Origin of the sequence: Gordonia liuliyuniae, assembly GCF_021738805.1 — a bacterium.
GTDB lineage: Bacteria > Actinomycetota > Actinomycetes > Mycobacteriales > Mycobacteriaceae > Gordonia > Gordonia liuliyuniae.
In genome coordinates, this window is sequence record NZ_JAKKOR010000006.1 from 12,436 (window position 1) to 37,534 (window position 25,099).

22 protein-coding genes are annotated in these 25,099 nt (G+C 66.0%); 12 read left to right on the forward strand and 10 right to left on the reverse strand.

Annotation, left to right across the window (positions count from 1 at the left end; all coding sequences use genetic code 11):
• Positions 1 to 128: 128 nt before the first annotated feature.
• Together L5G33_RS08125 and L5G33_RS08130 are read right to left on the reverse strand one after the other, a co-directional pair.
• Positions 129 to 1,076: an acyl-ACP desaturase gene (locus tag L5G33_RS08125; RefSeq protein WP_236997670.1), complete on the reverse strand. Its 948-nt coding sequence runs from the start codon at positions 1,074 to 1,076 to the stop codon at positions 129 to 131.
• Between the two features lie 134 nt (positions 1,077 to 1,210).
• Positions 1,211 to 2,788, reverse strand: coding sequence for a hypothetical protein (locus L5G33_RS08130; RefSeq protein WP_236997671.1), 1,578 nt, complete (start codon positions 2,786 to 2,788; stop codon positions 1,211 to 1,213).
• Between the two features lie 143 nt (positions 2,789 to 2,931).
• Here L5G33_RS08130 and L5G33_RS08135 point away from each other — a divergent pair, with 143 nt between their 5' ends.
• Positions 2,932 to 4,122 (forward strand): alpha/beta hydrolase, encoded by a 1,191-nt coding sequence (locus L5G33_RS08135; protein WP_236997672.1) that lies wholly within the window; start codon positions 2,932 to 2,934, stop codon positions 4,120 to 4,122.
• Between the two features lie 69 nt (positions 4,123 to 4,191).
• On the opposite strand, the gene L5G33_RS08140 is transcribed toward L5G33_RS08135, so the two are convergent.
• Together L5G33_RS08140 and L5G33_RS08145 are read right to left on the reverse strand one after the other, a co-directional pair.
• Complete coding sequence (locus L5G33_RS08140; RefSeq protein WP_236997673.1) at positions 4,192 to 5,016, reverse strand: hypothetical protein; 825 nt, start codon at positions 5,014 to 5,016, stop codon at positions 4,192 to 4,194.
• Entirely contained in the window at positions 5,016 to 6,803 is a 1,788-nt protein-coding gene (locus L5G33_RS08145; RefSeq protein WP_236997674.1) for a serine/threonine-protein kinase, read from the reverse strand. The genes L5G33_RS08140 and L5G33_RS08145 overlap by 1 nt, the downstream gene beginning before the upstream one ends.
• A gap of 144 nt (positions 6,804 to 6,947) precedes the next feature.
• Here L5G33_RS08145 and L5G33_RS08150 point away from each other — a divergent pair, with 144 nt between their 5' ends.
• The 7 genes from L5G33_RS08150 (at position 6,948) to L5G33_RS08180 (ending at position 16,469) form a co-directional block, all read left to right on the forward strand.
• On the forward strand, positions 6,948 to 7,463 hold the full coding sequence (locus L5G33_RS08150) for a nuclear transport factor 2 family protein (protein WP_236997675.1): 516 nt from the start codon (positions 6,948 to 6,950) through the stop codon (positions 7,461 to 7,463).
• Positions 7,464 to 7,588: 125 nt separating this feature from the next.
• The gene (locus tag L5G33_RS08155; protein ID WP_236997676.1) at positions 7,589 to 9,073 is read left to right on the forward strand and encodes an HNH endonuclease signature motif containing protein; all 1,485 of its coding nucleotides are present in this window, start codon (positions 7,589 to 7,591) and stop codon (positions 9,071 to 9,073) included.
• Positions 9,074 to 9,483: 410 nt separating this feature from the next.
• Positions 9,484 to 10,476, forward strand: coding sequence for an acyl-ACP desaturase (locus tag L5G33_RS08160; protein ID WP_236997677.1), 993 nt, complete (start codon positions 9,484 to 9,486; stop codon positions 10,474 to 10,476).
• Positions 10,477 to 10,517: 41 nt separating this feature from the next.
• Positions 10,518 to 11,669, forward strand: coding sequence for a tRNA dihydrouridine synthase DusB (gene dusB / locus L5G33_RS08165; protein ID WP_308191555.1), 1,152 nt, complete (start codon positions 10,518 to 10,520; stop codon positions 11,667 to 11,669).
• A gap of 84 nt (positions 11,670 to 11,753) precedes the next feature.
• Positions 11,754 to 14,069 carry an LCP family protein gene (locus tag L5G33_RS08170; protein ID WP_236997678.1) on the forward strand — a complete coding sequence of 772 codons (2,316 nt, stop codon included), beginning with the start codon at positions 11,754 to 11,756 and terminating at the stop codon, positions 14,067 to 14,069.
• A 75-nt stretch (positions 14,070 to 14,144) separates the two neighbouring features.
• Positions 14,145 to 14,807 carry a phosphate signaling complex protein PhoU gene (gene phoU, locus L5G33_RS08175; RefSeq protein ID WP_236997679.1) on the forward strand — a complete coding sequence of 221 codons (663 nt, stop codon included), beginning with the start codon at positions 14,145 to 14,147 and terminating at the stop codon, positions 14,805 to 14,807.
• Between the two features lie 237 nt (positions 14,808 to 15,044).
• A complete protein-coding gene (locus L5G33_RS08180; RefSeq protein ID WP_236997680.1) occupies positions 15,045 to 16,469 on the forward strand; it encodes an aldehyde dehydrogenase family protein in 1,425 nt (474 codons plus the stop codon).
• Between the two features lie 51 nt (positions 16,470 to 16,520).
• Here the strand turns inward: L5G33_RS08180 and pstB are convergent, their stop codons facing one another.
• The 6 genes from pstB to L5G33_RS08210 all read right to left on the reverse strand — a co-directional run bounded on the left by pstB (position 16,521) and on the right by L5G33_RS08210 (position 22,077).
• Positions 16,521 to 17,297, reverse strand: a complete 777-nt coding sequence (pstB, locus tag L5G33_RS08185) for a phosphate ABC transporter ATP-binding protein PstB (RefSeq protein ID WP_236997681.1) — start codon at positions 17,295 to 17,297, stop codon at positions 16,521 to 16,523.
• Between the two features lie 2 nt (positions 17,298 to 17,299).
• A complete protein-coding gene (gene pstA / locus L5G33_RS08190; RefSeq protein WP_236997682.1) occupies positions 17,300 to 18,157 on the reverse strand; it encodes a phosphate ABC transporter permease PstA in 858 nt (285 codons plus the stop codon).
• 2 nt (positions 18,158 to 18,159) lie between these two features.
• On the reverse strand, positions 18,160 to 19,182 hold the full coding sequence (gene pstC / locus L5G33_RS08195) for a phosphate ABC transporter permease subunit PstC (RefSeq protein ID WP_236997683.1): 1,023 nt from the start codon (positions 19,180 to 19,182) through the stop codon (positions 18,160 to 18,162).
• Between the two features lie 29 nt (positions 19,183 to 19,211).
• Complete coding sequence (pstS, locus tag L5G33_RS08200) at positions 19,212 to 20,276, reverse strand: phosphate ABC transporter substrate-binding protein PstS (RefSeq protein WP_236997684.1); 1,065 nt, start codon at positions 20,274 to 20,276, stop codon at positions 19,212 to 19,214.
• A 156-nt stretch (positions 20,277 to 20,432) separates the two neighbouring features.
• Positions 20,433 to 21,320, reverse strand: a complete 888-nt coding sequence (mshD, locus tag L5G33_RS08205) for a mycothiol synthase (RefSeq protein ID WP_236997685.1) — start codon at positions 21,318 to 21,320, stop codon at positions 20,433 to 20,435.
• Between the two features lie 55 nt (positions 21,321 to 21,375).
• Positions 21,376 to 22,077 carry a winged helix-turn-helix transcriptional regulator gene (locus L5G33_RS08210; protein ID WP_236997686.1) on the reverse strand — a complete coding sequence of 234 codons (702 nt, stop codon included), beginning with the start codon at positions 22,075 to 22,077 and terminating at the stop codon, positions 21,376 to 21,378.
• Positions 22,078 to 22,167: 90 nt separating this feature from the next.
• Between L5G33_RS08210 and L5G33_RS08215 the strand changes: the two genes are divergently transcribed.
• The 4 genes from L5G33_RS08215 (at position 22,168) to L5G33_RS08230 (ending at position 25,032) form a co-directional block, all read left to right on the forward strand.
• Positions 22,168 to 23,049, forward strand: coding sequence for an LmeA family phospholipid-binding protein (locus L5G33_RS08215; RefSeq protein ID WP_236997687.1), 882 nt, complete (start codon positions 22,168 to 22,170; stop codon positions 23,047 to 23,049).
• A gap of 115 nt (positions 23,050 to 23,164) precedes the next feature.
• On the forward strand, positions 23,165 to 23,992 hold the full coding sequence (locus tag L5G33_RS08220; protein WP_236997688.1) for a sulfurtransferase: 828 nt from the start codon (positions 23,165 to 23,167) through the stop codon (positions 23,990 to 23,992).
• A 31-nt stretch (positions 23,993 to 24,023) separates the two neighbouring features.
• Positions 24,024 to 24,329 carry a DUF1416 domain-containing protein gene (locus tag L5G33_RS08225; protein ID WP_236997689.1) on the forward strand — a complete coding sequence of 102 codons (306 nt, stop codon included), beginning with the start codon at positions 24,024 to 24,026 and terminating at the stop codon, positions 24,327 to 24,329.
• 19 nt (positions 24,330 to 24,348) lie between these two features.
• A complete protein-coding gene (locus L5G33_RS08230; protein ID WP_236997690.1) occupies positions 24,349 to 25,032 on the forward strand; it encodes an endonuclease domain-containing protein in 684 nt (227 codons plus the stop codon).
• The last annotated feature ends 67 nt before the right edge of the window (positions 25,033 to 25,099 follow it).

Here is a 25,099-nt window from a genome sequence, read left to right on the forward strand (position 1 = left end):
GACGTAGGTCGCGAACTCGCTCGCCCCCACGACGAAAGCGCTCCTCACCCGCCGGCGAGCGGGTGAGGAGCGCTTGCGACGAGCGGTGCGGAACCGAGGTTCCGGCACGCTCGTCCGACACCCCCGGGTCAGGCGCTGGCCTTTTCCTTCTTGGCGGCTTCGCGCGCCAGGAAACGGTCGCGTTGTTCTTCGAATCGCTTCGCGTCGACTTCGGTCTTGTCCAGCCATGCGGCGAGCTCTTCGCGGGCTTGTTCGCCGCGTCCGCTGAAGTCGTCGCGTTCGAAGATCCTCCACTTGCGCAGCACCGGCCAGACGACGTCGTCGAGGTGCTGGCGAATGTCGTAGATGCCGTGCTTGGCCATCATCAGGCTCATCTTGCGGAAGTTCGGCATGCCGATGCCGGGCATGTCGAAGTTGGTGACGACGCCGGTGATCGCTTCCATCGCCTGGTCGGGCGCCAGGTCGAGCGCGGCGCCACAGATGTTGCGGTAGAACACCATGTGCAGATTCTCGTCGGCGGCAATGCGTTGCAGCATCCGGTCGGCGACCGGGTCGTTGCATGCTTTGCCGGTGTTCTTGTGGCTGACGCGCGTACCGAGTTCCTGGACAGCGACGTAGGCAACGCCGCGCAGCAGGCCGTGCAGGTCGTCGGAGTGGGCGCCCTTCGTCATGTTCGCCATGCGGTCGTTCTCGAGGGCGACGGGGTCGACGCCGCGGGTGACGACGAGGTAGTCGCGCATCACGATGGCGTGCCGGTTCTCTTCGGCCGTCCAGCGGCCCACCCAGGTTCCCCACGCGCCGTCGGGCGAGAAGTATTCACTGATCTCGCGGTGGTACGACGGCAGATTGTCCTCGGTCAGAAGATTGAGGGTCATCGCGGCTTTCGCGACGGGGCTGAGCTGGGACTGCTCGGGATCCCAGTCGTCGCCGCCCATCGCCGCGAAGTTGCGGCCCTCGTCCCAGGGGACGTAGTCGTGCGGATGCCACTCACGGGAGAGTGAGAGGTGTCGGTTCAGTTCGGCTTCTGCGGCCGGCTCGAGTTCGGTGAGAAGCTGGACTTGAGTGAGGTCGGGCACGGGCTGTTGCCTCCTGAAATTAGTAGGCCTGTGACTCACCGCACACTAGGCGGATTGCCAGGCTGTTGCAACTCTCACGTGCGGCGATTGGTGATCGAGGCGTCGCTGCGGTTCTGCGGCTGCGACGGTCCCGATCAGGCGTAGAGCGGGACCGTCACCACTTCGACGTTCTCGATCTTGTTGGCGATGAGGAGCCCGCGGGCCGCGTCGGCCGAGCGCCCCTCGGCGAACACCATGCGGATCGGCTTGTCGCCTGCGGCTTCTCGTGCGTCACGCGCCTGCGACAGCAGCTGTTCGGTGCCCGCCCACGCGGGGTCGAATCCGCCGTTCGACGCGACATGCGCGTCGTAACCCGGCCCGTGGACGAGGAGCAGGGTGCCGTCCTTTTCTCGACCGTCGAAGGCGTAGTCGCCGACTCGGTATACGTAGCCGGAAGAGACGAGCGCGATCTGCCGGTTGAAGCGTCGCGCTTCCTCGGTGGCCTTGGGCGCGGTCATCGTCCAGCCCTTCGATGCGGCACTGACGTCGATGCCTGTCTGGACGGCGGCGGCGAGAGCGGCCGGGTCGAGTTCACCGTTCAGGGTGAGGGTCATCCGGGACGACGAATTGACGTCGGCGTTCTGCGCGAACGGCACCGAGCAGGTCACGCGGCCGCGGCCGTTGACGGGCATGTTGCCGTTGCCGTCACAGGAGCCGATGTCGCGACCGTTCGACTTGAGCGATGAATGTAGGGCGATCGCAACGGCTCCGCGGTCGAGTCCCGGCGTGGTGTTCCTAAGGTCGTAGGTGATCACGCAGCGCGCTCCGCTGCAGTCCAGGCCCCCGTCTGGATCCGGGACGACGATCTCGCGCGACCCGATCTTGGCGCCGGTGACGGACGTCTTCGCGCTCGAGTAAAACTCGCGCATGCCTGCGTCGTCGAGAGGCGCAACCTTGAGGTCGGCTTCCACTTTGACGGTGTCGCCGCCGTAGCCCTTGCCGAGCGAGCCGCGTAGCGCGGTGGCGACGCCGTCGTCGTCGACACCGACGGTCATCGAGGTGGCCTGGTAGCGCCGGACTCCGTCGACACCACCGTCCGCGTCTTCGACCTCCGTTTCGGAGACTCCGGTGGAGTCGACGCTGTCGGTGACGCGGAGGTCCGGCGTCTTGTCGCCGCGCGTGAGCGGGGTCCCTTTCACTTCGGTGCCGCCGAGGCTGGTGTCCTGCTGCCGGAGGACCGCGCCCAAGCGTGCCGGCCGCAGGGCGTCACGAAGGTCGATACCGAGGGTCGCTTCTTCGGTGGACACCCATTGGTCGTCCGGCACACTTGCGATGAAAACGCCTGCGGGCTGCTTCTTGTCGGGCCGCTTCTGCCAGAACTCCTTGTTGCCTTTCGCTAGGGTCTTGCCCGCGATCTGCAACCATTCCGCGGAGCCGTTCCCCTCCTGCTTCACAGTGCCGTGCACGTCGCCCGCCGCGGTGACGGTCAGGTCGGTGACGGTGAGAGTGAGACTTCCGCTCGCCAACGTCGACGTGATCGTCCCGTTGTATTTCACTGCCGGCGCGTCGGCGAGCGACGTCGACGCGTGCACGAGGCCTTTCAGCGCCTGCATCTCTTCGTCGGGCACCGCCGTCCCGTCCGACGATGGAGTCAATACGCCGGACAGCGTCACAGCCAGCACGGCGATCACCGCTGCTGCGGCTCCGCCTGCGGCCAGAAGGTTCGTACGCACGGATCGGTTCTCCCCACCTGATCAAGGAATGCGGTCAGCTCCGACAGATCTTCGCATGCGCTGCCGACGGACCACGCAATCTGCTCATTCGGTTGGCGGACCGCATCGATCCGAGGCGACGAGGAGCTCGAACACTGCGCGTCGTGCCGCTGCGTCGCGGCGGTAGCCTCGAATGCAGACCGGCTTGCGCGTACCTCGGGAGGATTCAAGCGATGACCAGTGGGGGTCAGATCGATGGGGCGATTCCGGAGTCCGCGTCGGTCGACACGCCGACACAGATAGCCGATCGCGACAACCGGCGACGGCTCGCTGAGGACATCTCGCGCAACGAAGCCATTCGGGAGCAGTCCCGATCCGAGTTCGACGAACTGACTCGGCAGACGCAACGCGGCGACCGCGGAGCGAAGACGCGACGCCGGATGCGCGAGGCGGCCTCACGGCTGCAGTCGGCCGAGGCTCAGCTCGAGCAGCTGCATCCGATCGGCAAAGCGCTCGACGGGCCAACTCGACCAAAATTCCTGATGCTGTACGAGCCGGATGGCCACCGGCAGATGCACGCGGTCATCTCCGTCGGCGACCCGGACACGGCGGCCACCGTCTCAGTGACGATTCCAGGGGTCGACACCGACTCGCGGTCGCTGCCCGGCATGGTGTTTGAAGCGGTCCAGCTTCACAGGGCCGTCAAGGAGATCCTGACGTCGGAGGCCCGCCCGGCCAGTACGGCAACGATCGCGTGGCTCGGCTACGACCCGCCGCTCGATGCTGTGGAGACACGTCGCATCATCGATGCCTGGAACATGGCGACGACGCGGCGCGCCCGTGAAGCGGCGCCCAACCTCGCCGAGTTCCTCAGTGGTATCCGTCAGAACAATCCGACAGGCCGGTTGTCGCTACTCGGTCACTCCTACGGATCGCTGGCTGCGTCGTTGGCGTTGCAGATGCTGAAATCAAAGAAGGCGGACTGCGCGCCGCAGGTGGTGAGCAGCGCAGTATTCTATGGATCCCCGGGGTTGGTGATAGACCGCGTCGACGAGCTCGGCCTTCCAGAAAATTCGGCGTACATCATGCGCACGAGCGACGATCCCACCGTCAACTATTTCGCAGCCCACACGAAATTGCACTTCTGGGGGACCAATCCCTACGAGATAGACGGCATAGAAGAATTGTCCACTAAAGAAGGCGAAGACCCCAAGGGCGCACACCATCAAGCAGCGAGCGGGCATGCCGGATACCCGAGGCTCGTGAAGGGAAAAGACGGAAAGGACGTGCTATCCACGGCGGGTTACAACATTGCCGCGATCGTCGCCGGGTTCCCGGAACTGGCGATACGGTAGGGCTGCTGGACTCCAGCGCATTCCGTCACATCGCGAGTGGCAGTGTTCCCAGCGCGGTGATGAACCCACTCAATCCAACGGAATGCCGTTCGCGAATTCCAGCAACTGGTCTTTAGTTGCACCATTCGCACCGATTCCGATCCACACGTTCTCGTGGTTGTCCGGACGGAGATGCATGACGTGCTCGGCGCCGTCGAAGTATCCCGTACCGAATCGCCATTTGACAGCCTCGATCCCGGGCCGCTTCGACGCGTTCACGAATATCGCATCAGTGGCCGACTTCGAGTCGAGCCAGGCCACCGAGACCGCAACATCGGGTCCGTCGCACGCTATACGAGCACGGGAAAGGGCGTTCCCGCTGCCGTCGACGGCGGCACCGGTCTCGCCTTTGAACCCGCTGAGCATCCAGTAGCATTCGATGCTCTTCCAACCGGACAGGTCGGGCGTCTGCGGCAACAATTCGGGGAACTGCCTCACGAACGTCGTATAGGCGCCCCAACTGGAACCGACGGTCGTCTCGCTCGCAGTACTAGACGCCGACACGACATCGTCCGACACCGCGCGCACTGTGTACCTGTGTTTTCCGGTCGCCGCCTGATCGTCGACGTATGTCGTCGCGGCGCCGTCGTAGACGACCACCGAGTCGTCACGAACCAATTGATACCGGTCGGCTCCTGAGACGCCGGTCCACGCGGCCTTCACCACTGCCTCGTCGACCGATGTGGTCAGACCCGACGGGGTATCGACCGCGCCGGAGCCGCCGACTGCAAAACGAACTCCGAACAGGCAGGCGAGGAGAACCACGACGGCTGCTGCCGCGATGATCCACCACGTGCGACGAATCCCATCCGACTGCTCGCGGCCGGGCATGGCGCCCGGATGATGAACTGTCATCAGAACGGCAGCCTTCCCAGCAGGTCGCGAGCTTGCTTGGTCTTCTTCGGTCCCGGATAGGCGACTTCCACGAACGTCCTACTCCGAGGTTCATCGTCGCTGCTGAAGATGAAAACCGACCGTGACTCTCCGCCCTTCTCCCCCGTCTGGATGCTGCCCTTCGCGTTCTGCGGAGACTTGACGTTGTACTCGTCCTCGTTGTCGATCGGCGTCTCACCGTATGCAGCCGAACTCGCAGTGTCCGCGTCCGTGTAAACACCGATCCGGACCACGAACTCAGTCTGGTCTGCGCTGTCGATCTTCGAGCATGTGATCAGCGACCCCGGCTTGTAGTCGGACGTCTTCGGGCCTTCCGCACGGCATTTCATACCGCCGAATCCGTTGGTGCTGACCGGCGTCGCAGGCAGCAATTCCGGATACATGGCGGCGACATCACCAAGCACTCCCCAAGTCAGGTAGACGTCGACCGGGTCGGACGACGTGAAGTCCGACCCCTTCGTCGTCGTGCTGCGCGCGGCGACCGAGTACGTGTGCTCGCCGGGAAACGGACTCGTATAGGTGAACGACGTACCGCTCACCGTCCGGATCACTTTGTCGTCCTCTTTGACGAGGTACTCACTGGCGCCGGAGACGTCGTCCCACGACATCTCGACGCCCTTCGGAGACGCTGTGACCTCGACACCGGACGGGGCCGACAGCCCACTGCCCGACGCCCACGCGAAACCGCTGCCGATGCCGATGGCCGCCGCAACCGCGACCACGCTGGTCGCCACGACGGGGGTCCGGCGATACCAAGGCGGCGACGCGTTCTCGTGCGGCCCGCTCGGGGTCGGCACCATGCCGGTGTGGATGACGTTCGGCGCGTAAGCGCCGGGCGCGATGTTGCGGACCGGCGCACCCGGCGTGTTCGCGAACGACGGCGGGATCACCGGCCCGCGGCCCTCGAAGAGTGCGACGCGCAGAGCGTGCGCGAACGCCAGGCACGACGGCTGACGCTGCGCCGGATCCTTGGCGAGTCCGACGGCGAATACTGCGTCAACGGCAGGCGACAGGCTCCGGTTGCGTTCGCTCGCCCGGGGCGGCTCGGCGAACATGTGCGCCGTCATCAACCCGTGGATGCTCGTCGAATCGTACGGCGAACTACCCGTCACCAGTTCGAACGCTGTGGCGGCGAGCGAATAAAGGTCGGCGCGGCCGTCGACGCCCCGGCCGTCGATCTGTTCGGGCGAGCAGTACCGCATGGTGCCGACCGTCGTGCCGGTACTGGTGAGTTCAGCGCCCGCGTCACCGAGCGCCTGCGCGATGCCGAAGTCCGTCACTTTCACCGCATCCGGGAGGATCGGATCCTGGCCGGGCGTGATCAGGATGTTCGCCGGCTTCACATCGCGGTGCAGGATGCCGTGTCGATGCGCGACGTCGAGCGCCGCCGCCACACCATCGACGATGTTGGCGACCAGCCGAGCGTCCAAACCGCCCGGCGACTGCTTCACGATCTTCGACGCATCCGTGCCCGGGACCAACTCCATGGCGATCCAGAGGACGTCGTTCAAGACGCCGCGGTCGTACACCCGCACCAAGTTGGGGTGCACGAGCGGCGCGACCAGGTCCGCTTCCCGCTCGAACCGAGCGCGCACCACCGGGTCGCCCGTGTGCGCCGACCTCAACACCTTTAGCGCGTCGCTGCGCGGAAGCCGGGGATGCCGGACGCGATAGACCTCACCCATGCCGCCCGCCCCGAGCACGGCTTCGATGCGGTACCCCGCGACCTCGTCTCCGACTTCGAACATGCGCCGCATGCTACCGGCAGTAGTGGTCAATGCCCCGAATCGACGCAGGTCGGGTGAATGACCCGAACACCGAACTGGCAAGTCCGCGACCGACATTCCGAACTCGCTGCACCGCTCGCACCGACTCCCTTACGATCGGCGAACATGACCGAAACGTTCAGTGCAGAAGAACTCGACGCCGCATTCACCCAGTTCCAGAAGACCGTCGCCGACGTTGCCGACCACCGTGACTGGGACGTGTGGGCCGACCAGTTCACCGAAGACGCCGACTACGTCGAGCATGCGTACGGCACCATGCACGGGCGCGAGGAGATCCGCGTCTGGATCAACAAGACGATGAACGAGTTCCCGGGCAGCCACATGACCGGATACCCGTCACTGTGGCACGTGACCGATCCGTCGACGGGACGCGTGATCTGCGAGGTCGACAACCCGATGCGCGATCCGGGCGACGGCTCGCAGTTCACCGCCACGAACATCACCATCCTCACCTACGCCGGCGACGGCCTGTGGAGCTGCGAAGAAGACGTCTACAACCCGATGAAGTTCGGTCTCATGGCCCGCAAGTGGTGCGACCGCGCCGCCGAACTCGGCACCCTCGACGCGCCCGCCCGCCAGTGGTTGGAGACGACCGGCGCGATGTTCGGACGACGGAAGTAGCGGACGCTGCAACCTTGGCATTTCCGCCGAAAAAGAATTGTCGGACCCTCCTGTTCGTGTCGTGTCAAAGCTTCAGAAAGAAGCTATGAACTGTACGAACACGTTTTTCCCAGGAGGTGAATCCGATGACCGAACCGACCTACAGCGGCCGCGCCCTCCCGGATTCACCGGCCGAGCTCGTGAAACACATCGACGCGGCCGTCGCCAAGCTCGTCGGTACGTCGTTCGCGTCGCTGTCGGGCGAAGACCTTCTGGCTGTGGCCGACGTCAACGAGCAGACACGCGCCCGCACGGAAGCTGCGACGACGTCGCTGATGATCGAGATCAACAACCAGTTCGCGTTCCACGCGGCCGGATTTCAAACCGTGCAGAAGTACATGACCACCGGCCTGCGTCTCGGCACACCGGAAGCAAGCACCCGGATGAAGCTGATGTACGCGACCGGTGAGTTCATCGGCATCGGCGGCGATCCGCTCCCACCACAACACCCCGCCACCGCGCAAGCGCTGCGCGACGGCGCAATCAACCGCGCACACGTCCGCGACATTGCCGATGTCGTGGACAGGGTTCCTGCCGCAATCGACGCCGAAACGGTTGCATCTGCCGAACAGCAGCTCGCGGACGCCGCTCGAACCCTGACGCCGGAGAGCGTCCGGAAAGTTGGAGTTCGTCTGCTCGGCCATCTCGACCCAGACGGCGAACTGACGGACGACCTAGATCGCAAGCGGACGCGAGGGTTCACCCTCGCTCCGCAAGATGCGCGGCTAATGTCCAAGCTGAAAGGCTCGTTGACGCCAGCCGTCCGCGCCAAGCTCGACGTCCTGCTCACCGCGTGGGCGGCGCCGGGGATGAACAATCCCGCCGACGACCAATCCCCCTCCGGTGCCGTCGACCAAGCCGAACTCGACGAGGGCGCCCTCGCCGCCGCAGCCGAACGCGACACCCGCACGACGGCCCAGCGCAACCACGACGCGCTCGCCGCGATGCTCGACTTCGTTCTCGGCCACAACGCTCTCGGCAGGCCCGAGCGGATCCCTGCCGAACTCGTAATCACCATCACCGATGCAGAGTTGGCCGCACAATCCGGCGTCGCGCTGACCGCCACCGGGGCGCGCATCCCGGTGAAAGACCTCGTGGAGATCGCCGCCCACGCGACCCCACACCTTGCGATCTTCAAAGGCCACACCAGCGAAGTGCTGCACCTCGGACGAGGCAAACGCTTCGCTTCCAAAGCCCAACGGCTCGCCATGTTCGCCCGCGACCGCGGGTGCACAGCCCCCGAATGCGACGTCCCGTTTGCCCGCACCGAAGCCCACCACGTCATCCGTTGGGAAGACGGCGGCCAAACCGACATCGTCAACCTCGCCGGGGCATGCGGCAAGCACAACCGCTCCGAAGGCAAAGGCCCGGGCAAATGGGAGACGCGGATCGTCCCGAACGGCCCCAACAAGGGTCGGGTCGGTTGGCGGCCACACGGATCCGCCCGCCGACTGCAGGTGAATCGGATTCACCACGTCGGGCAAGAGCCCGAATACCTGCCGCACAGCCCGCCCAGCGGATCCGGTTCGGCACTTGAAGCCTGGCTTGCAGCACACCTGGAAGCTGCCTGAACTGTGGAAAGTCTCCCGCCCACGAAGCGTTGCCCGTCATGACTGCGACATCGGCCGACCGGTCCGAAGCACGGCGCAAGCCGATGAGGAAGGAAGCCGACCGGGCGACTCGCTTCTCCGCCGAACTCTTCGACCCGTCCTGACGGCACCGCTCGACCCGTCGACTGGCTGCTCTGGACGCCCGCACCGCTGCGGGCGTTGACCGATTGACGCTCCGAACTTCGCTCGACCTCCAGAAACCTACGGTTGAGTAACAACGAGACCGCGCGAGACGACAAACACGTAGGCCACAGACTTGGGGCCACTGCCCAACTGACGTAGCCTGGACGTGATAAGTGCACGTCGACCGGAAGCGGGCCGACACACGCCCGAACATGCCGCATGCAGAACCGACCGGAGGATTTTCACCGATGGCACGCGAATTGACTCAGATAGAACTCCTCCGGGAGCTCGAAACGGTCGCCGAGGACAACGTCAACCGACACCTCAAGACCGCCCGTGACTGGAACCCGCACGACTACGTGCCGTGGGACGACGGCCAGAACTTCGCAGCGCTCGGCGGCGTCGACTACGACCCCGAGCAGTCGAAGCTCGACGAGGTCGCCAAAGCCGCGATGATCACCAACCTGCTCACCGAGGACAACCTGCCCTCGTACCACCGGGTGATCGCCGACAACTTCTCGATGGACTCCGCGTGGGGACACTGGGTCGGCCGTTGGACGGCCGAAGAGAACCGCCACGGCATCGCCATGCGCGACTACCTCGTCGTCACCCGCGGCGTCGACCCCAACGCGCTCGAAGAAGCGCGCATGATCCACATGACGAACGGCTACGACCCGATCCTCGCCGCCGCCGACCGCGCCGACGAGATGCTCGCCAACGGCGAAGAGATCGGTCTTCTGCACTCGGTCGCCTACGTGACGTTCCAGGAACTCGCGACGCGCGTCAGCCATCGCAACACCGGCAAGGCGTGCAACGACCCGATCGCCGACCGGATGCTGCAGCGCATCGCAGCCGACGAGAACCTGCACATGATCTTCTACCGCAACATCTGCGGTGCGGGCATGGACATCTCGCCCGACCAGACGCTGCGCGCCGTCACCGACATCGTCACCAACTTTCAGATGCCCGGTGCAGGCATGCCGAACTTCCGTCGCCACGGCGTCCTCATGGCCAAGCACGGCATCTACGATCTGCGACAGCACCTCGAAGAAGTGATCCAGCCGGTGCTGCGCAAGTGGAATGTCTTCGAACGCAACGACTTCTCCCCCGCGGGCGAGAAGACCCGCGAAGAACTCGCCACGTTCCTCGACCAACTCGACAAGGACGCCACACGCTTCGAAGAGATGCGCGACCGCGCCCTGGCCCGAGAGGCCGCCAAGCGCGAGAAGAAGGCGTCCTGAACACCGCAACACTCGACGCGACAGACTCCCGACCGGACTTCCTGACCGGTCGGGATCCGTTGCGTATCGGCCCGATCGAACTCGCCAGCCCCGTCGTCCTCGCGCCGATGGCAGGGGTCACCAACGTCGCATTCCGCGTCCTGTGCCGTGAACTCGAAGCACAACGCACCGGCACGGTGTCGGGACTGTACGTCTGCGAGATGGTGACGGCGCGCGCCCTCGTCGAACGCCATCCCGTCACCATGCACATGACGACGTTCGACCCGAGCGAGACGCCCCGGTCGATGCAGCTGTACACGGTCGATCCCGAATACACGTACAAGGCCGCCAAGATGATCGTCGACGAGAACCTGGCCGACCACATCGACATGAACTTCGGCTGCCCGGTCCCCAAAGTGACCAAACGCGGCGGCGGCTCGGCCATCCCCTACAAGCGCCGACTGTTCCGCAACATCGTCGCCGCCGCGGTGAAAGCCACCGAAGGCACCGACATCCCGGTGACCGTCAAATTCCGCATCGGCATCGACGACGAACACCACACCCATCTCGACGCCGGACGGATCGCCGCCGACGAAGGCGCGCAAGCCGTCGCACTCCACGCGCGGACCGCGTCCCAGCGGTACTCCGGCACCGCCGCGTGGGACGAGATCGCCCGCCTGAAAGAACACGTGACCACGGTGCCCGTCCTCGGCAACGGCGACATCTTCGAAGCCGACGACGCGGTCGCCATGATGGAGCAGACCGGGTGCGACGGCGTCGTCATCGGCCGCGGCTGCCTCGGCCGCCCGTGGTTGTTCGCCGAACTGTCGGCCCGCCTCCGCGGCGTCGACTCCCCCGAGCCGCCGAATCTCGGCGAAGTGGGCGAGATCATGCTCCGCCACGGTTCACTCCTCGCCGCACACCACGGTGAGGACAAGGGCATGCGCGAGATCCGCAAGCACATCGCCTGGTACCTGCGCGGGTTCCCGGCGGGCTCTGACCTCCGTTCCCAGCTGTCGCTCGTGAAGACACTCGACGACCTGCGACGACTCATCGACGGCTTACCCACCGACACGCCGTTCCCGGACGACGCCCACGGCCCGCGCGGCCGGCAGGGATCGCCGGCCGCGGTCGCCCTCCCGGAGGGATGGCTCGACGACCCCGAAGAAGACATCGTGCCCGAAGGCGCCGAGATCATGCATTCGGGCGGCTGAGCGAGCCGTCGCAGGCTCGTCATTATTGAACTTTCAGGTCGGGCCTCTATCATGTTCGAAGCCCCTGACCAGTGAGGTTCCTCTGTGAGTTCAGACCGCCCCGGCGACGACGAGCCGGACGTCCAGCCGACACCGCCCCGGCGGTCTCGTCGCGCCGGACGATCGTCTGACTCCTTCGACTTCCGTGACCGTTTCGGCGACACCGGATCGCTGCCACGCGCCGAAGGCCTCCGCGAGCCGTCCGCCCGCGACGAATACGTCCGCCCGCGCGGCCGTCTCACCGTCCGGCAGCTCATGGAGCAGATGGGCGTCGACGACGCCGCAGCACAGACGGCGCGGCCCCCAGCCGATCCCCCGAGCCCCGAACCGTCTCGTCGGCCCGGACGTCCGAACCGCCAGCCTTCTAACCGTCCAGCACCTCCCCCGCCGCGCCGTCCCGGGCCTCCGCAACAGAACGCGCCCCAGCGCGGTCCCGTGCCGCCTGCCCGCCCGCAGGCCCCGCGTCCCCAGAGCTCAGGCCCCCAAACTTCCGGAACCCAAACTCCGGGCCCTGCCAAACCCGAACCGACACAGTCGATCCCGCCCGTCGCAGGATACGAGTGGGAGCCCGTCGATCTGTCCGACGAGGTGACCGCCGCTCGAGCGACCAGCGAGTCGCGCGGCCAGTCGCCGACATCGCGCACGGGCGAACCGACATCCCCCGATCCCGACGCGCCCGGGACCGAACGGATCCCCGCGGCCACGCCCAGCGCTCCCGAGACGGATCCGTCCGAAACAGCAGCCGTCGAGGACGAGCGGCCTCGGCGCCGCCCGCTCGAACCGACTCCCGACCTGACCGCGGCCATCAAGCGGATCCGTCCGCAGAAACGGCCCATCACCGCCAAGGCGCGCGCACGCAGGACAGCGACTAACACCGGTCGCGTCCTCCTCGCACTCGTCTGCACCCTCGCGCTCGTCGGCACCGGCTACGTCTGGAACCTGAACCGGACGCTCAACGGCGCCTGGAACGTCGTCAACGCGCTCGATCCCGACGACGAGAACATCCGCAACAAGGAGGGTCAGTACGGCGACGAGACATACTTGATCGTCGGCACCGACACTCGCAACGGCAAGAACGCCGACGTCGGCGCAGGCGAGGCCGGCACCGTCGAAGGCGCCCGCGCCGACACCATCCTCCTGGTCAACGTGCCCGCCGACCGCAGCCGCGTCGTCGCCGTGTCGTGGCCGCGCGACCTCGCCGTCGATCGCCCCGATTGCGACCAATGGGACTTCGGCACCAAGGAGTACGGCGAGCCGCTCCCCGCGGCGAACGACGTCAAGATCAACAGTGTTTTCGGCGACGGCGGGCCGTCGTGCCTGGTCAAGACCGTCACCCAGATGAGTGGGCTCAACATCAACCACTTCATCGCCATGGACTTCGCCGGTTTCGAACACGTCGTCCGCGCCATCGGCGGCGTCGAGGTGTGCTCCAAGGTGCCGCTGTTCGACGACCAGATCGGCTATATCGTGAAGACGACGGGCCGCGACATCAAACTGACGCCCAAGCAGGCGCTCAATTATGTGCGCGCACGCCACATCGCGGTGGAGGGCAACGGCGACTACGGCCGCATCAAGCGGCAGCAGCTGTTCTTGTCCTCTCTCCTGCGGTCCACCCTGTCGAGCGACGTCATCACCAATCCGAGCAAGCTCAACAGCATCGTCTCCACGTTCACCGAGTACAGCTATGTCGACAACGTCGACACGGACGCTCTCATCAATCTCGCCGAATCTATGCAGGGGATGGACGCGGGCGCCGTCACGTTCCTGACGGTCCCGACGGCAGGCACGTCCACCGACGGCCAGAACAACGAGATCCCGCGCACCGAAGACATCGACGCCATCTTCAACGCCATCATCGACGATGAGCCGCTGCCTGGCGAGAAGAAGAAGCAGCCGAAGAAGGATGCGCCCGCGACCACCACGAGCAAGGCGCCCGAGGCCAAAGAGATGACCGCTCAGTACGCGGGCAACATGATGGTGCGCGTCCTCAACGGCACCGAGCAGTCCGGGCTCGCTGACACGGTGATGAACGAGCTCATTCGCCAAGGCGTCGAGGTCTCGGGCATCGGCGACGCCTCCGTCAACGTCGACTCGACCGTCGTCCGTTACGGCCCCGGCGAACGAGACTCGGCCGCCACCGTCGCCGCGCTGTTCCCCGGCGCGAAGATCCAACTCGACAAGACCGTGAAGACTGGCGTCCAGGTGATCATCGGCAGCGACTTCACCGGTGTCGAGTCGATGGGTACGCTTCCCGACGCCGGATCGACTCTCACCGTTGGCCAACTCCCGGAGAACACGTCGCACGGGGACCTGCCCAACGACCTATCCGTCACGAACGCCGGCGACACCACATGCAGCTGACACGCCTCCCAGAGTTCACGTCGGATTCACTCCGGCCTGCACATTCGTTCCCCCGACGATCAGTACACTCGGTCTATGCGTGACGCGTACCAGGAGCAGATGGCTGCCCTGAACACTGTTCTCGGCCAGATGATCGACGAGGTCGGCCGTGAGATGGAATTGGCCACCCAGGCGCTCCTCGAAGCCGACCTGGAGCTCGCCGAGCAAGTGATCTCGGACCACGACACGGTCACCGAGAAGTCTGTCGAAGCCGAAGACCTCGCCTTCCAACTGATGGCGCTGCAGGCACCCGTCGCAGGCGATCTCCGGTCCATCGTCTCCGGATTCCAGCTCGTCTCCGAGATCGACCGGATGGGCGCTCTTGCACTCCACGTCGCCAAAGTCGCGCGCCGCCGACACCCCGCGAACGTTCTCCCCGACGAAGTCGCAGGCTACTTCGAGGAGATGGGCAGGCTCGCCGTCGAACTCGCCGGAAACGCGCGCCGGATCGTCGAGAGCCAGGACTACCACGACGCGCTCGCACTCATCGACGACGACGACGCGATGGACGACCTCCACCGCCACCTGTTCACCGTCATGATGGACCGCGAATGGGGGCACGGTGTCTCCGCGGCCGTCGACGTGACCCTCCTCGGCCGATATTACGAGCGGTACGCGGATCACGCGGTACTGATCGCTCGACGGGTCGTCTTCCAGGCCACCGGCAAGACGCCGGAACAACTGCTCGAAGCGTCGTAGACGTCGCGATCCGCGGACGAGTACCGATGAGATCAGTCCGCTCATCGCGCCGTGAGGGCACATTGCCGCCGACGCCCGATGAGCGGACTGATCTCATTCCCCAGCAGCCGTTTCCGGATCCGACTTTTTTGATAACGTGCGTTATCAGACCCGTGGTGTTACGCGTTCGGCCCCCAATCCGACCGCCGAGCGTCTGTAATCGAAGAGACCCACCCTCCTCATAGAACGGCGGACTACATGCCTGACCTCAACCAGTTCTACATCGACGGCCAGTGGGTCGCGCCCGCGCGCGGCTCAGGCACCCTGGACGTCATCAACCCGGCGACAGAGAAGGCCGCCGGAACCGTCGCGATCGGCGGATCGGCCGATGTCGACGCTGCCGTCGCCGCAGCACGACGCGCATTCGACTCGTGGTCGCAGACCACCGTCGACGAGCGGGTCGCCGTCATCGGTGCCGTCATCGCCGAATACCAGAAGCGTGCGGACGATCTCGCCGCCGCGGTCACCGAAGAGATGGGTGCGCCTGCCGGACTGGCCGCCGCCGCCCACGTGCCGCTCGGCCTCGCCCACCTGGCGACCGCAGCCGAAGCACTCAAGACGTTCTCGTTCGCGGAAGATCGCGGGACCTCGCGCATCGTCAAGGAGCCGATCGGCGTGTGCGGGTTCATCACGCCGTGGAACTGGCCGCTCAACCAGGTGATGTGCAAGGTGGCTCCGGCACTCGCGACCGGTTGCACCATGGTCCTGAAGCCGAGCGAGGTCGCACCGTTCTCGTCGGCGATCGTCGCCGAGATCTTCGACGCGGCAGGCGTCCCCGCAGGCGTGTTCAACCTGGTGAACGGCGACGGCCCGGGCGTCGGCACCGCTCTCGCCTCGCATCCGGACATCGATCTGATCTCGTTCACCGGTTCGACCCGTGCGGGCATCGAGGTCGCCAAGAACGCGGCGCCCACGGTCAAGCGGGTCGCCCAGGAACTCGGCGGCAAGAGCCCCAACATCCTCCTCGACGACGCGTCGCTCGCCGCCAACGTCGCTGCGGGTGTGTCGACGATGATGTTGAACTCGGGGCAGTCGTGCAACGCGCCTAGCCGCATGATCGTGCCCGCCGCGCGCCTCGACGAGGTACAGGCCGCCATCGAGCAGGCGGCGGCCGCGATCACCGTCGGCGACCCCAACACCAAGGTTCAGTTGGGTCCGGTCGTCTCCGAAGTCCAGTTCGACAAGATCCAGGGCCTCATCGAACGCGCGGTCGACGACGGTGCGACCCCCGTCGTCGGCGGCCCCGGTCGTCCCGACGGGCTCGACACCGGCTACTACGTGAAGCCGACCGTCTTCACCGGCGTCACCAACGACATGGAGATCGCCCAGACGGAGGTCTTCGGTCCGGTCCTCGTGGTCATCGGTTACGACGATGTCGACGAGGCCGTCGCCATCGGCAACGACACCGAGTATGGGCTCGCCGGGTACGTCTCCGGCGAGGACGTCGACGAAGTCCGCCGCATCGGGTCCAAGCTGCGCGCCGGCTCGATCTCGCTCAACTCGGCGTCGCCCGACCCGTCCGCGCCGTTCGGCGGCTACAAGCGCAGCGGTAACGGTCGCGAGTGGAGCGACTACGCCTTCGACGAGTTCCTCGAAGTGAAGTCGCTGCTCGGCTTCGCCTGACCAACCACTCGACTCGGCCGGCGGCGGGGCTTGCCCGCCGCCCGGCCGTGCCTACCCGAAGCGACCGGAGATGTAGTCCTCGGTCTCTTTCAGGTCCGGGTTGGAGAACAACTTGGACGTGTCACCGACCTCGACGAGCTGACCGGGCTTGCCGGTCGCCTTCAGGTTGAAAAACGCCGTCTGGTCGCTGACTCGGGCCGCCTGCTGCATGTTGTGGGTGACGATCACGATCGTGTACTCGCTCTTCAACTCGGCGATCAAGTCCTCGATCGCGAGCGTCGAGATCGGGTCGAGCGCCGAACACGGCTCGTCCATCAACAGCACCTGCGGCGAGACGGCGATCGCACGGGCGATGCACAGACGCTGCTGCTGTCCGCCGGACAGTCCGCCGCCCGGCTTGTCCAGGCGATCCTTCACCTCATTCCAGAGGTTCGCTCCGCGCAGACTCGCCTCGGCGACCTCGTCGAGCTTCGCCTTGTCGCGGACCCCGCCGAGCTTCAACCCGGCGACGACGTTGTCGCGGATCGACATGGTCGGGAACGGGTTCGCGCGCTGAAACACCATGCCGACGGTGGTGCGGACCCCGACCGGGTCGACGTTCTTGCCGTACAGGTCGAGGTCGTCGAGCTTCACCGACCCCGTCGTGTACGCGCCGGGCGTCACCTCGTGCATGCGGTTCAACGTGCGCAGCACCGTCGACTTGCCGCACCCCGACGGTCCGATGAACGCGGTCACTGACTTCGGGCGGATCTTCACCGAGACGTCCTGGACGGCGTGGAAGTCGCCGTAGTAGACGTTCAGGTCTTCGATGGTCAGGCTTTTCGCCATGGTCAACGTCCTTGTCTCATGGGGCCGGTGAACTGCGAGATCAATCGGGCGATGAGGTAGACGATCGCGACCGCGATCACCAGCGTCAACGCCGCACCCCACACCGTCTCGTAGCCGCCTGGGCCCTTGTTGTACTCCTGCAGCATCATCAGCGGCAGTGACTGCTGGTTTCCGTCGAACGGATTGACGTTCATCGCGCGCGTGGCGCCCACCAGGATCAAGACCGGCGCCGACTCACCCATCACGCGGGCGACGGCCAGCATGACGCCGGTGATGATCCCGGACATCGCGGTCGGCAGGACGACGCGCAGAATGGTCTTCCACTTCGGTACGCCGAGGGCGTACGACGCCTCCCGCAGATCCTGCGAGACGATCTTCAGCATCTCCTCGGTGGCGCGCACCACGAGCGGCACCATCAACAGGACCAGCGCGAGCGCCACCACGAGGCCTGACCGCGGCAGGCCGAGCGTCGTACGCCAGACGGCGTAGACGAACAGCGCTGCGACGATCGACGGCACACCTGACAGCACGTCGACCATGAATGTGGTGACCCGCGTCAGCACGCTCTTCCGAGACCCGTATTCGACGAGGTAGATCGCGACGAGCACGCCGAGCGGTACGGCGACGAGCGCCGCGATCGCCGTCTGGATCAGGGTGCCGACGATCGCGTTGGCCGCACCGCCGAACCGCTCGGACTGCAGCCACCAGTCGGGGTCGAGGACCGGGCCGATCCCGCGTGACACGAGCGTCCACAAGAGCCAGCCGAGCGGCAGGACCGCCAGTACGACGGCCAGTGTCACGCCGACGCGCGCCGTGGTGTCGGTCAGCTTCCGCCGGGTCGACATAGTGGAGAGTTCCATGCTCACGCCTTCCTGGCGATCACCGCGCGCGCGGCCGCGTTGACGATGAAGGTGAGGGCGAACAGCACCAGGCCCGCCGAGATGTAGGCGCCCGTCTTCAACGGGTCGTCGAACTCGGCGGCGTTGTTGGCGATGATCGTCGCAAACGTCTCGCCGCTCTCCATCAGGTTGAAGTTGATCGGGCCGGCCGTCGAGATGATGAGCATCAGCGCCATCGTCTCGCCGAGTGCGCGACCGAGGCCGAGCATCGAACCCGAAATGTAGCCGGAGAAGCCGAACGGCAGGACCGCGTACCGAACCACCTCCCACTGGCTGGCGCCGAGTGCGAGCGCAGCCTCCCGGTGGCCGTGCGGGGTTTGCGCGAACACTTCTCGCGTCACCGCGGTGATCACCGGAAGGATCATCACTGCGAGCACGATGCCCGCCGTCAAGACGGTGCCGCCGGTCGACATGTTGGCGGCGTTGTCCGGTTCGCTGAAGAACGGTAGGAATCCGAGGTTGCCGACGAGCCAGGTGTTGACCCCGACCATCGCCGGGCCGAGCACCAGGATGCCCCACAGTCCGTAGACGATCGACGGGATGGCGGCGAGCAGGTCGACGACGTAGGCGATCGGCGTCGCGACACGTTTCGGCGCGTACTCGGTGACGAACAGGGCGATGCCCAGCGCGACCGGCATCGCGATGATCAATGCGATCACCGATACGAGGACCGTCGCGTAGAACTGGCGGGGGATGCCGAACGCGAGATCGCCCGACGTGGCCCACGGGCCCTGATAGGTGAAGAAGTTCTGCGTGTTGCCCGCGAGCGCGGGCACTGCCTGGATCAGCAGGAAGATCGCGATCAGACCGATCACGACGGAGACGAGCAGGCCGGAACCGGTCGACAGCGTGCGCATCACGCGGTCGCCTGTCCGCGATACGGCCGAGTCCGTCAGGCGCGACGATCCCCGACGGCCCGAAGGCGGGGCGGGCTGCTCAGTTGCAGCTCGCCCCGCCTCCGGAGCCGTCGATGCTCTGCTGTCCACCGTATCCTCGACAGTCGTGTGTGGAGTCGTCACAGCGCGTCGATCGTGCCGCGCAGAGTCTGCTTGAACGCCTCGGGCAATGGCACATAGCCGGCTTCGGCGAGTCCGTCCTGGCCGTTGTCGAGGATGGTGCTGAACGCGGTCTTGAGATTGCCGGACACCTGGTCATCTTCATAGCCGGTGGAGCAGACGATCTCGTACGTCGTGAGGACCAGCGGGTAGGCGCCCGGCTCCTTCATCTTGTACAGCGCATCGGTGTCGACGACGAGGTCCTTGCTACCCGGGGTGACGAACTCGGCCGCGTCGAGGGCCTTGCCTGCGGTCTCAGCGGTCAGCGGCGTCGCTCCGGCACCGAAGTCGACCTGCGAGACGCCGAGGTCGTTCTCGGTGGCGAAGCCCCACTCGACGTAGGCGATCGAGCCGGCCGTCTTCTTTACGGTGTCGCCGACTCCGGTCGACTTGGCTGCGGCCGAACCGCCGTGGCCCGTCCACTCCTTGCCCGGCTCGTACGGCCAGTCCTGCGGGGCTGCGGCGTGCAGGTATTTGGTGAAGTTGTCGGTGGTGCCGGAGCTGTCGCTACGGTGGACCGGGATGATCTCGGTCGACGGCAGGTCGACGCCCGGGTTGAGGGCGGCGATCGCCGGGTCGTTCCACCGCGTGATCTTCGAGTCGAAGATCTTCGCGAGAGTCGGCGCGTTCAGTGTGAGCTTGTCGACGCCGTCGAGGTTGTAGGCGAGCGCGACCGGGCCCGCGACGAGAGGCAGGTGCCATGCGTCGTTGCCACCGCACCGTTCCCGAGCCTTGGCGACCTCGTCGTCTTTCAGCGGCGAGTCGGAGCCCGCGAAGTCGACGTCGCCCGCGATGAACTTCTTGATGCCGTCGCCGGACCCGGATCCGGTGTAGTCGAGGTTGACGGCGCCGTCGTCGGTGAGCACGTCGGCGAACAGCTCCATCGCCTTCTGCTGAGCGGTGGAGCCCTCACCGGTGATGGAGCCCTCGCCGGAGGAACTGCACGCGGACAGGACGAGGGTGGCTGCCATTGCGGTGGCAGCTGCGGCACCGGCGCTGCGAACGAGCTTGGGGTTGACGCTCATGGGAGTCCATGGCCTTTCGGTCTGCTTCGGGGGGATTCGAAGCGAACCTATCCACGCCTGGTTAGGCGGAGTCGACGCGTCGGTGGCCGGCCGACGAACAATCGGGTCGACTAGGCGAACAGCAGGTGTCGGGCGGAAGAATCACCTGCTGCCGACTCACGGCCTTCGATATGTGATGTCGGCGCGGTACCGCGTGAACCCGAGTCGTTCGTAGGTGTGCAGGGCCGCAGTGTTGTCGCCCTCGACGTACAGTTCCACCTCGGCCAGGCCTCGTCCAGCCAGGTAGTGCAGGCCTGCGAGTGTCAACAGGTTGCCGAGACCGCGGCCCTGCGCTGCCGGGTCGACGCCGACGACGTACACCTCACCGAGTCCGGGCTTGTCGACCTTCGTCCAGTGGAAGCCGAGAAGTGTGTCCGGATCGGCCGCGTCGAACGCGAGGAAGACGCCTGCCGGATCGAACCACGACGACCCGGTCCGCTCGTCGACCTCCTGCGGTGTCCACCCGCCCTGTTCGGGATGCCAGTCGAAGGCCGCGTTGTTGACGCGCAGGATTTCGTCGTCGTCGCCAGGCCGGTATGTGCGGACTACGACGTCGTCACGCTCCGGCAGCTCCGGCAGCGTCTCGGTCAGCGGGCGACGCAGTTGCAGCAGTTCCCGATGGCGGTCCAACCCGAGCGCGGCGGCGACGCGGCGTGCGGCGGGCAGATCGCCGTGCGCCCACACCTGCGGACGGTCGCCGAGTTCGGCTCCCGCGTCGAGCACCGCGCCGACCAGCACCCGCCCCTCCCCGTCGCCCCGGTGGTCCGGGTGGACGACGGCTTCGGCCATCGGAGCCTCCCCGTCGCGCGGTTCGAGGACGTTCGCGTAGCCGTGCTCGGTGACGACGTGCAACGCCCCACCGTTCCGAACCGCCAGACGATGCTGTTCGCTAAGTGCTTCGACCCCGTCCGCGGCCTCGGCCGCATCGAGCGCTGCCAGCGCATGGTCCACGTCGGCCGCGGTCAACGCACCGCGCACGATCCTGATCGGGAACGAGTTGCTCATAGCCTCCGAGGGTAGTGGGTCGGGCCCTCGACTCGATCCGGCCGACAGTCTGGCACTAGTCGGGTTCGCCTGCCCCCGACTCGTCGGCGGCACGGCCGACGGACGGTTTCACCGCTTTGTAGCCGACATTGCGCACCGTGCCGATCAACGATTCGTGGTCCGAGCCCAACTTGGCGCGCAGACGTCGCACGTGGACGTCGACGGTGCGGGTGCCGCCGAAGAAGTCGTAGCCCCACACCTCGTGCAACAGCTGCGCGCGGGTGAACACTCGACCGGCATTCTGTGCGAGGTACTTGAGGAGTTCAAACTCCTTGTACGTCAGGTCGATCGGCTTTCCGCGCAGCCGAGCCGTGTACGTGCTCTCGTCGATGACGAGTTCGCCCAGCGTCACCTTGTCCGACAGCTCGGGTTCGGTTGCGGTGCCTCGCGCCAATGTCAACCGGAGACGGGCGTCCAGTTCTGCGGGGGCGGTGCCGGGCAGGAGGAAGTCGTCTATCCCCCAGTCCTGGTTCACCGCGACCAGCGAGCCCTCGCCGACGACGGCGACCACACGGGAACCGGTCGATTCCAGCAGGCGGCACAGACTGCGCGCATTGGCCAGATCGGTGCGGGCATCGACCAGCACCAGTTCTGATTCGGACGCGTTCACCAGCGACGATGTGTCGACCGGAGCCAAGGTCACATCGTGCGGTAGCAGCGTTAAGGATTCCAGTACAGAGTCCGGCGACGACTCCGACGTCAACAGCAACAGGTCCACTCACCACTCCGCTCTCGTCGTGGCCTCTTGGCTGAACTGTCGATCGACGCTGGTCGCAGCTCGTGAAGATGTGATGACAGAATAGACCCGATGTCCACCTCCGCCCGAATCCGACCCTCGCGCCGTGCCGCACAGATCGCGGCCATCGGCGCCGTCGTCGTCGTGATTGTGCTGGTCATCGCGTTTCTGGCAGACAATCTGGCGGCGTCGCGCGCCGAGCACCGCGTCGCGGTTGCCATCGAAGAATCCGGCCGCGTCGACTTCGAACCCGAGGTGAACCTCGGCGGCCTCGGATTCCTCACACGGGCGGGCGACGGGCGGTTCCCGTCGATGCTCGTCAGCGCGCGAGGAGTAACGATCACCGGGTGCGGCGACCGCGGCGCCTGCACGGCCACCGTCGACGCCCGACTCGACGACGTCACGACCGGCGATATCTGGGACGTCGACGCGACGACCCCGATCCGCGCGGCCGCGATCACCGCCGAGACCCGCATCGACTCAGTGAACCTCGGCAGGCTGATGGGGATCACCGACCTGTACATCAACACGCCTGCCCCCGAGGGGAAGGCGGGCGGCGGAGGTCCCGGCGACGGGCTCCTCGAACGGACCGACGGCATCATGCTCAGCGGGACCGTCCCCTACCCGGGATCGCCCGAGTACGCGGACGGTCTTCCGCCGTCCGCGTCCGGGTACACGGCGCCGAAGGTGAAGATCAGTGTCAGCGCGAAGGTCTTCGTCGTCGACGGCCGCGTGCACGTCGAAGCGACCGGACTGTACGACGGCCCCGAAGACCACTACTCCGCGGACGTCCCGCCAGAATTTCGCGCACACGTTCTCGAGCGCTTCTCAGCGACCCTGCCGACGCTCCCGATGGCGTGGAACATCGCCGCGAGCAACGCTCTGAGCAGGGGAAGTGACCTCATCGTCGCCGGGAACAACGATGCGCGAATTGTCAAGCCGATCGACTACTGAACGCTCGGCGCGACGTCCCAGCCAGCCTTCAGTGTTGTACCGTCTTCGACGTCTCCACCCTTACTGCGTCACGCCCAAGGGTGACAGCGCTCGTATCCCCTCGAAAGGAACACACATGGCACGCTCCGATGTCCTGGTCAGCGCCGATTGGGCTGAGCAGAATCTCAACACCGACAAGGTCGTCTTCGTCGAGGTCGACGAGGACACCTCGATCTACGACCTCAACCACATCCCGGGCGCCATCCGCCTGGACTGGCGCAAGGACCTGCAGGACGGTGTCCGCCGCGACTTCCTCGACGCCGACCGCTTCTCCGCACTGCTGAGCGAGCGTGGCATCGCCAACGACGACACCGTCGTCCTCTACGGCGGCAACAACAACTGGTTCGCCGCCTACGCGTACTGGTACTTCAAGATCTACGGTCACAAGGACGTCCGCCTCCTCGACGGCGGCCGCAAGAAGTGGGAGCTCGACGGTCGTGAGCTGAGCAGTGACGCCGTCACCCGCGAACCCACCAAGTACGTCGCACAGGCAGCAGACACCTCGATCCGCGCATTCCGCGACGAGGTCATCGACTCGATCGGCTCCAAGAACCTCGTCGACGTCCGCAGCCCCGACGAGTTCACCGGCAAGATCGCCGCACCCGCCCACCTCCCGCAGGAGCAGGCACAGCAGCGCGGTCACGTCCCGGGCGCGATCAACATCCCGTGGTCGTCGACCGCGAACGAAGACGGCACCTTCAAGTCGGAGGACGACCTCACCGCGCTGTACGCGGAGAAGGGTTTCGACGACGCCAAGGAGACCATCGCCTACTGCCGCATCGGTGAGCGCTCGAGCCACACCTGGTTCGTGCTGCAGGAACTGCTCGGCAAGAAGAACGTAAAGAACTACGACGGCAGCTGGGTCGAATACGGCTCCCTCGTCGGCGCACCGGTCGAGCTCTAGAGCTCCGACTTCATCTGAGAGGAATACCCACATGTGTGCAGCACCCAAGCAGGGTCAGTCCCTGCCGGCAGGCGTTGACGTCGAGAAAGAGACCGTCCTGACCGGTCAGGTCGTGGACGGCTCGGGCAACCCGGTCGCGGGCGCATTCGTGCGTCTGCTCGACGGCACCGGCGAGTTCACAGCCGAGGTCGTCGCGTCGGCCACCGGCGACTTCCGGTTCTTCGCCGCCCCCGGCACCTGGACGCTCCGTGCGCTCAGTTCGCAGGGCAACGGCGACGTCACCGTCTCACCTGAGGGCCCCGGCGTCTACAACCAGGACGTCACCGTCTCGAAGTAGTACATTCCGCACGCTCACGATGCCCCGGCCACAACACGCAGCCGGGGCATCGTCGTCCGTCCAGAATTACCAGCACGTATGCGGTATCCACCCTCCGACGGACCGCGTCCACATCCGAGGCAACAGCAACACGGCGCGGGATCATCCGAGATGGTGCCGACGGCTCGGCAGGCAACCCGCCGAGAATGACGCGGTCGACGACCTGCCGGCCGCCCTCGCGCACGCCGCACGCTGCCTTCGCGCCGAAGACCTCGTGATGGTCTGCGACTCGCTTCTGAACAAGCGACTACTGGCTCCCACCGACGTCGACGACATACTTCGGCACGCGCCGCGACCCGTCCGGGCCGCACTCGATCGGGTCGACGGACGTGCGGAGTCCGGCACCGAGACCATGGTCCGCCTACGGCTCTCGGCGCCGAACCTGCAGATCCGACCGCAGGTTCAGATTCCCGACGTCGGCCGTGTGGACCTTCTCATCGGCTGCTCGCTCATCATCGAAGTGGACGGCGAGGAGTATCACTCGTCGTCGACCGCCTTCGAAAACGACCGGAAGCGCGACCTGCGAGCCCAGGCTCTCGGCTATCGCGTGGTCCGGCTCAGCTACCGGCAGGTGATGTACTGCTGGCCGGACGTCCGCGCACTCACCAACGAACTCGTACATCGCAACGAACACCGCCGACGGTTGACGGCCCCGGCAGCGTGATCCGCGACGGCGTGTGACATATCCGGCACTCACCGACCACCGTTATCGGGTCGCGCCAGTGCGCGGT

Excerpts from the sequence above, each read along its gene's own strand:
- L5G33_RS08155 (WP_236997676.1), top strand. The coding sequence starts at position 7,589 with ATGACCGAACCGACCTACAGCGGCCGCGCCCTCCCGGATTCACCGGCC.
- L5G33_RS08180 (WP_236997680.1), top strand. The coding sequence starts at position 15,045 with ATGCCTGACCTCAACCAGTTCTACATCGACGGCCAGTGGGTCGCGCCC.
- L5G33_RS08225 (WP_236997689.1), top strand. The coding sequence starts at position 24,024 with ATGTGTGCAGCACCCAAGCAGGGTCAGTCCCTGCCGGCAGGCGTTGAC.
- phoU (WP_236997679.1), top strand. The coding sequence starts at position 14,145 with ATGCGTGACGCGTACCAGGAGCAGATGGCTGCCCTGAACACTGTTCTC.
- mshD (WP_236997685.1), bottom strand. The coding sequence starts at position 21,320 with ATGAGCAACTCGTTCCCGATCAGGATCGTGCGCGGTGCGTTGACCGCG.
- L5G33_RS08230 (WP_236997690.1), top strand. The coding sequence starts at position 24,349 with ATGCCCCGGCCACAACACGCAGCCGGGGCATCGTCGTCCGTCCAGAAT.
- L5G33_RS08150 (WP_236997675.1), top strand. The coding sequence starts at position 6,948 with ATGACCGAAACGTTCAGTGCAGAAGAACTCGACGCCGCATTCACCCAG.
- L5G33_RS08140 (WP_236997673.1), bottom strand. The coding sequence starts at position 5,016 with ATGACAGTTCATCATCCGGGCGCCATGCCCGGCCGCGAGCAGTCGGAT.
- L5G33_RS08160 (WP_236997677.1), top strand. The coding sequence starts at position 9,484 with ATGGCACGCGAATTGACTCAGATAGAACTCCTCCGGGAGCTCGAAACG.
- L5G33_RS08220 (WP_236997688.1), top strand. The coding sequence starts at position 23,165 with ATGGCACGCTCCGATGTCCTGGTCAGCGCCGATTGGGCTGAGCAGAAT.
- pstB (WP_236997681.1), bottom strand. The coding sequence starts at position 17,297 with ATGGCGAAAAGCCTGACCATCGAAGACCTGAACGTCTACTACGGCGAC.
- L5G33_RS08215 (WP_236997687.1), top strand. The coding sequence starts at position 22,168 with ATGTCCACCTCCGCCCGAATCCGACCCTCGCGCCGTGCCGCACAGATC.
- L5G33_RS08145 (WP_236997674.1), bottom strand. The coding sequence starts at position 6,803 with ATGTTCGAAGTCGGAGACGAGGTCGCGGGGTACCGCATCGAAGCCGTG.
- pstS (WP_236997684.1), bottom strand. The coding sequence starts at position 20,276 with ATGAGCGTCAACCCCAAGCTCGTTCGCAGCGCCGGTGCCGCAGCTGCC.
- pstA (WP_236997682.1), bottom strand. The coding sequence starts at position 18,157 with ATGGAACTCTCCACTATGTCGACCCGGCGGAAGCTGACCGACACCACG.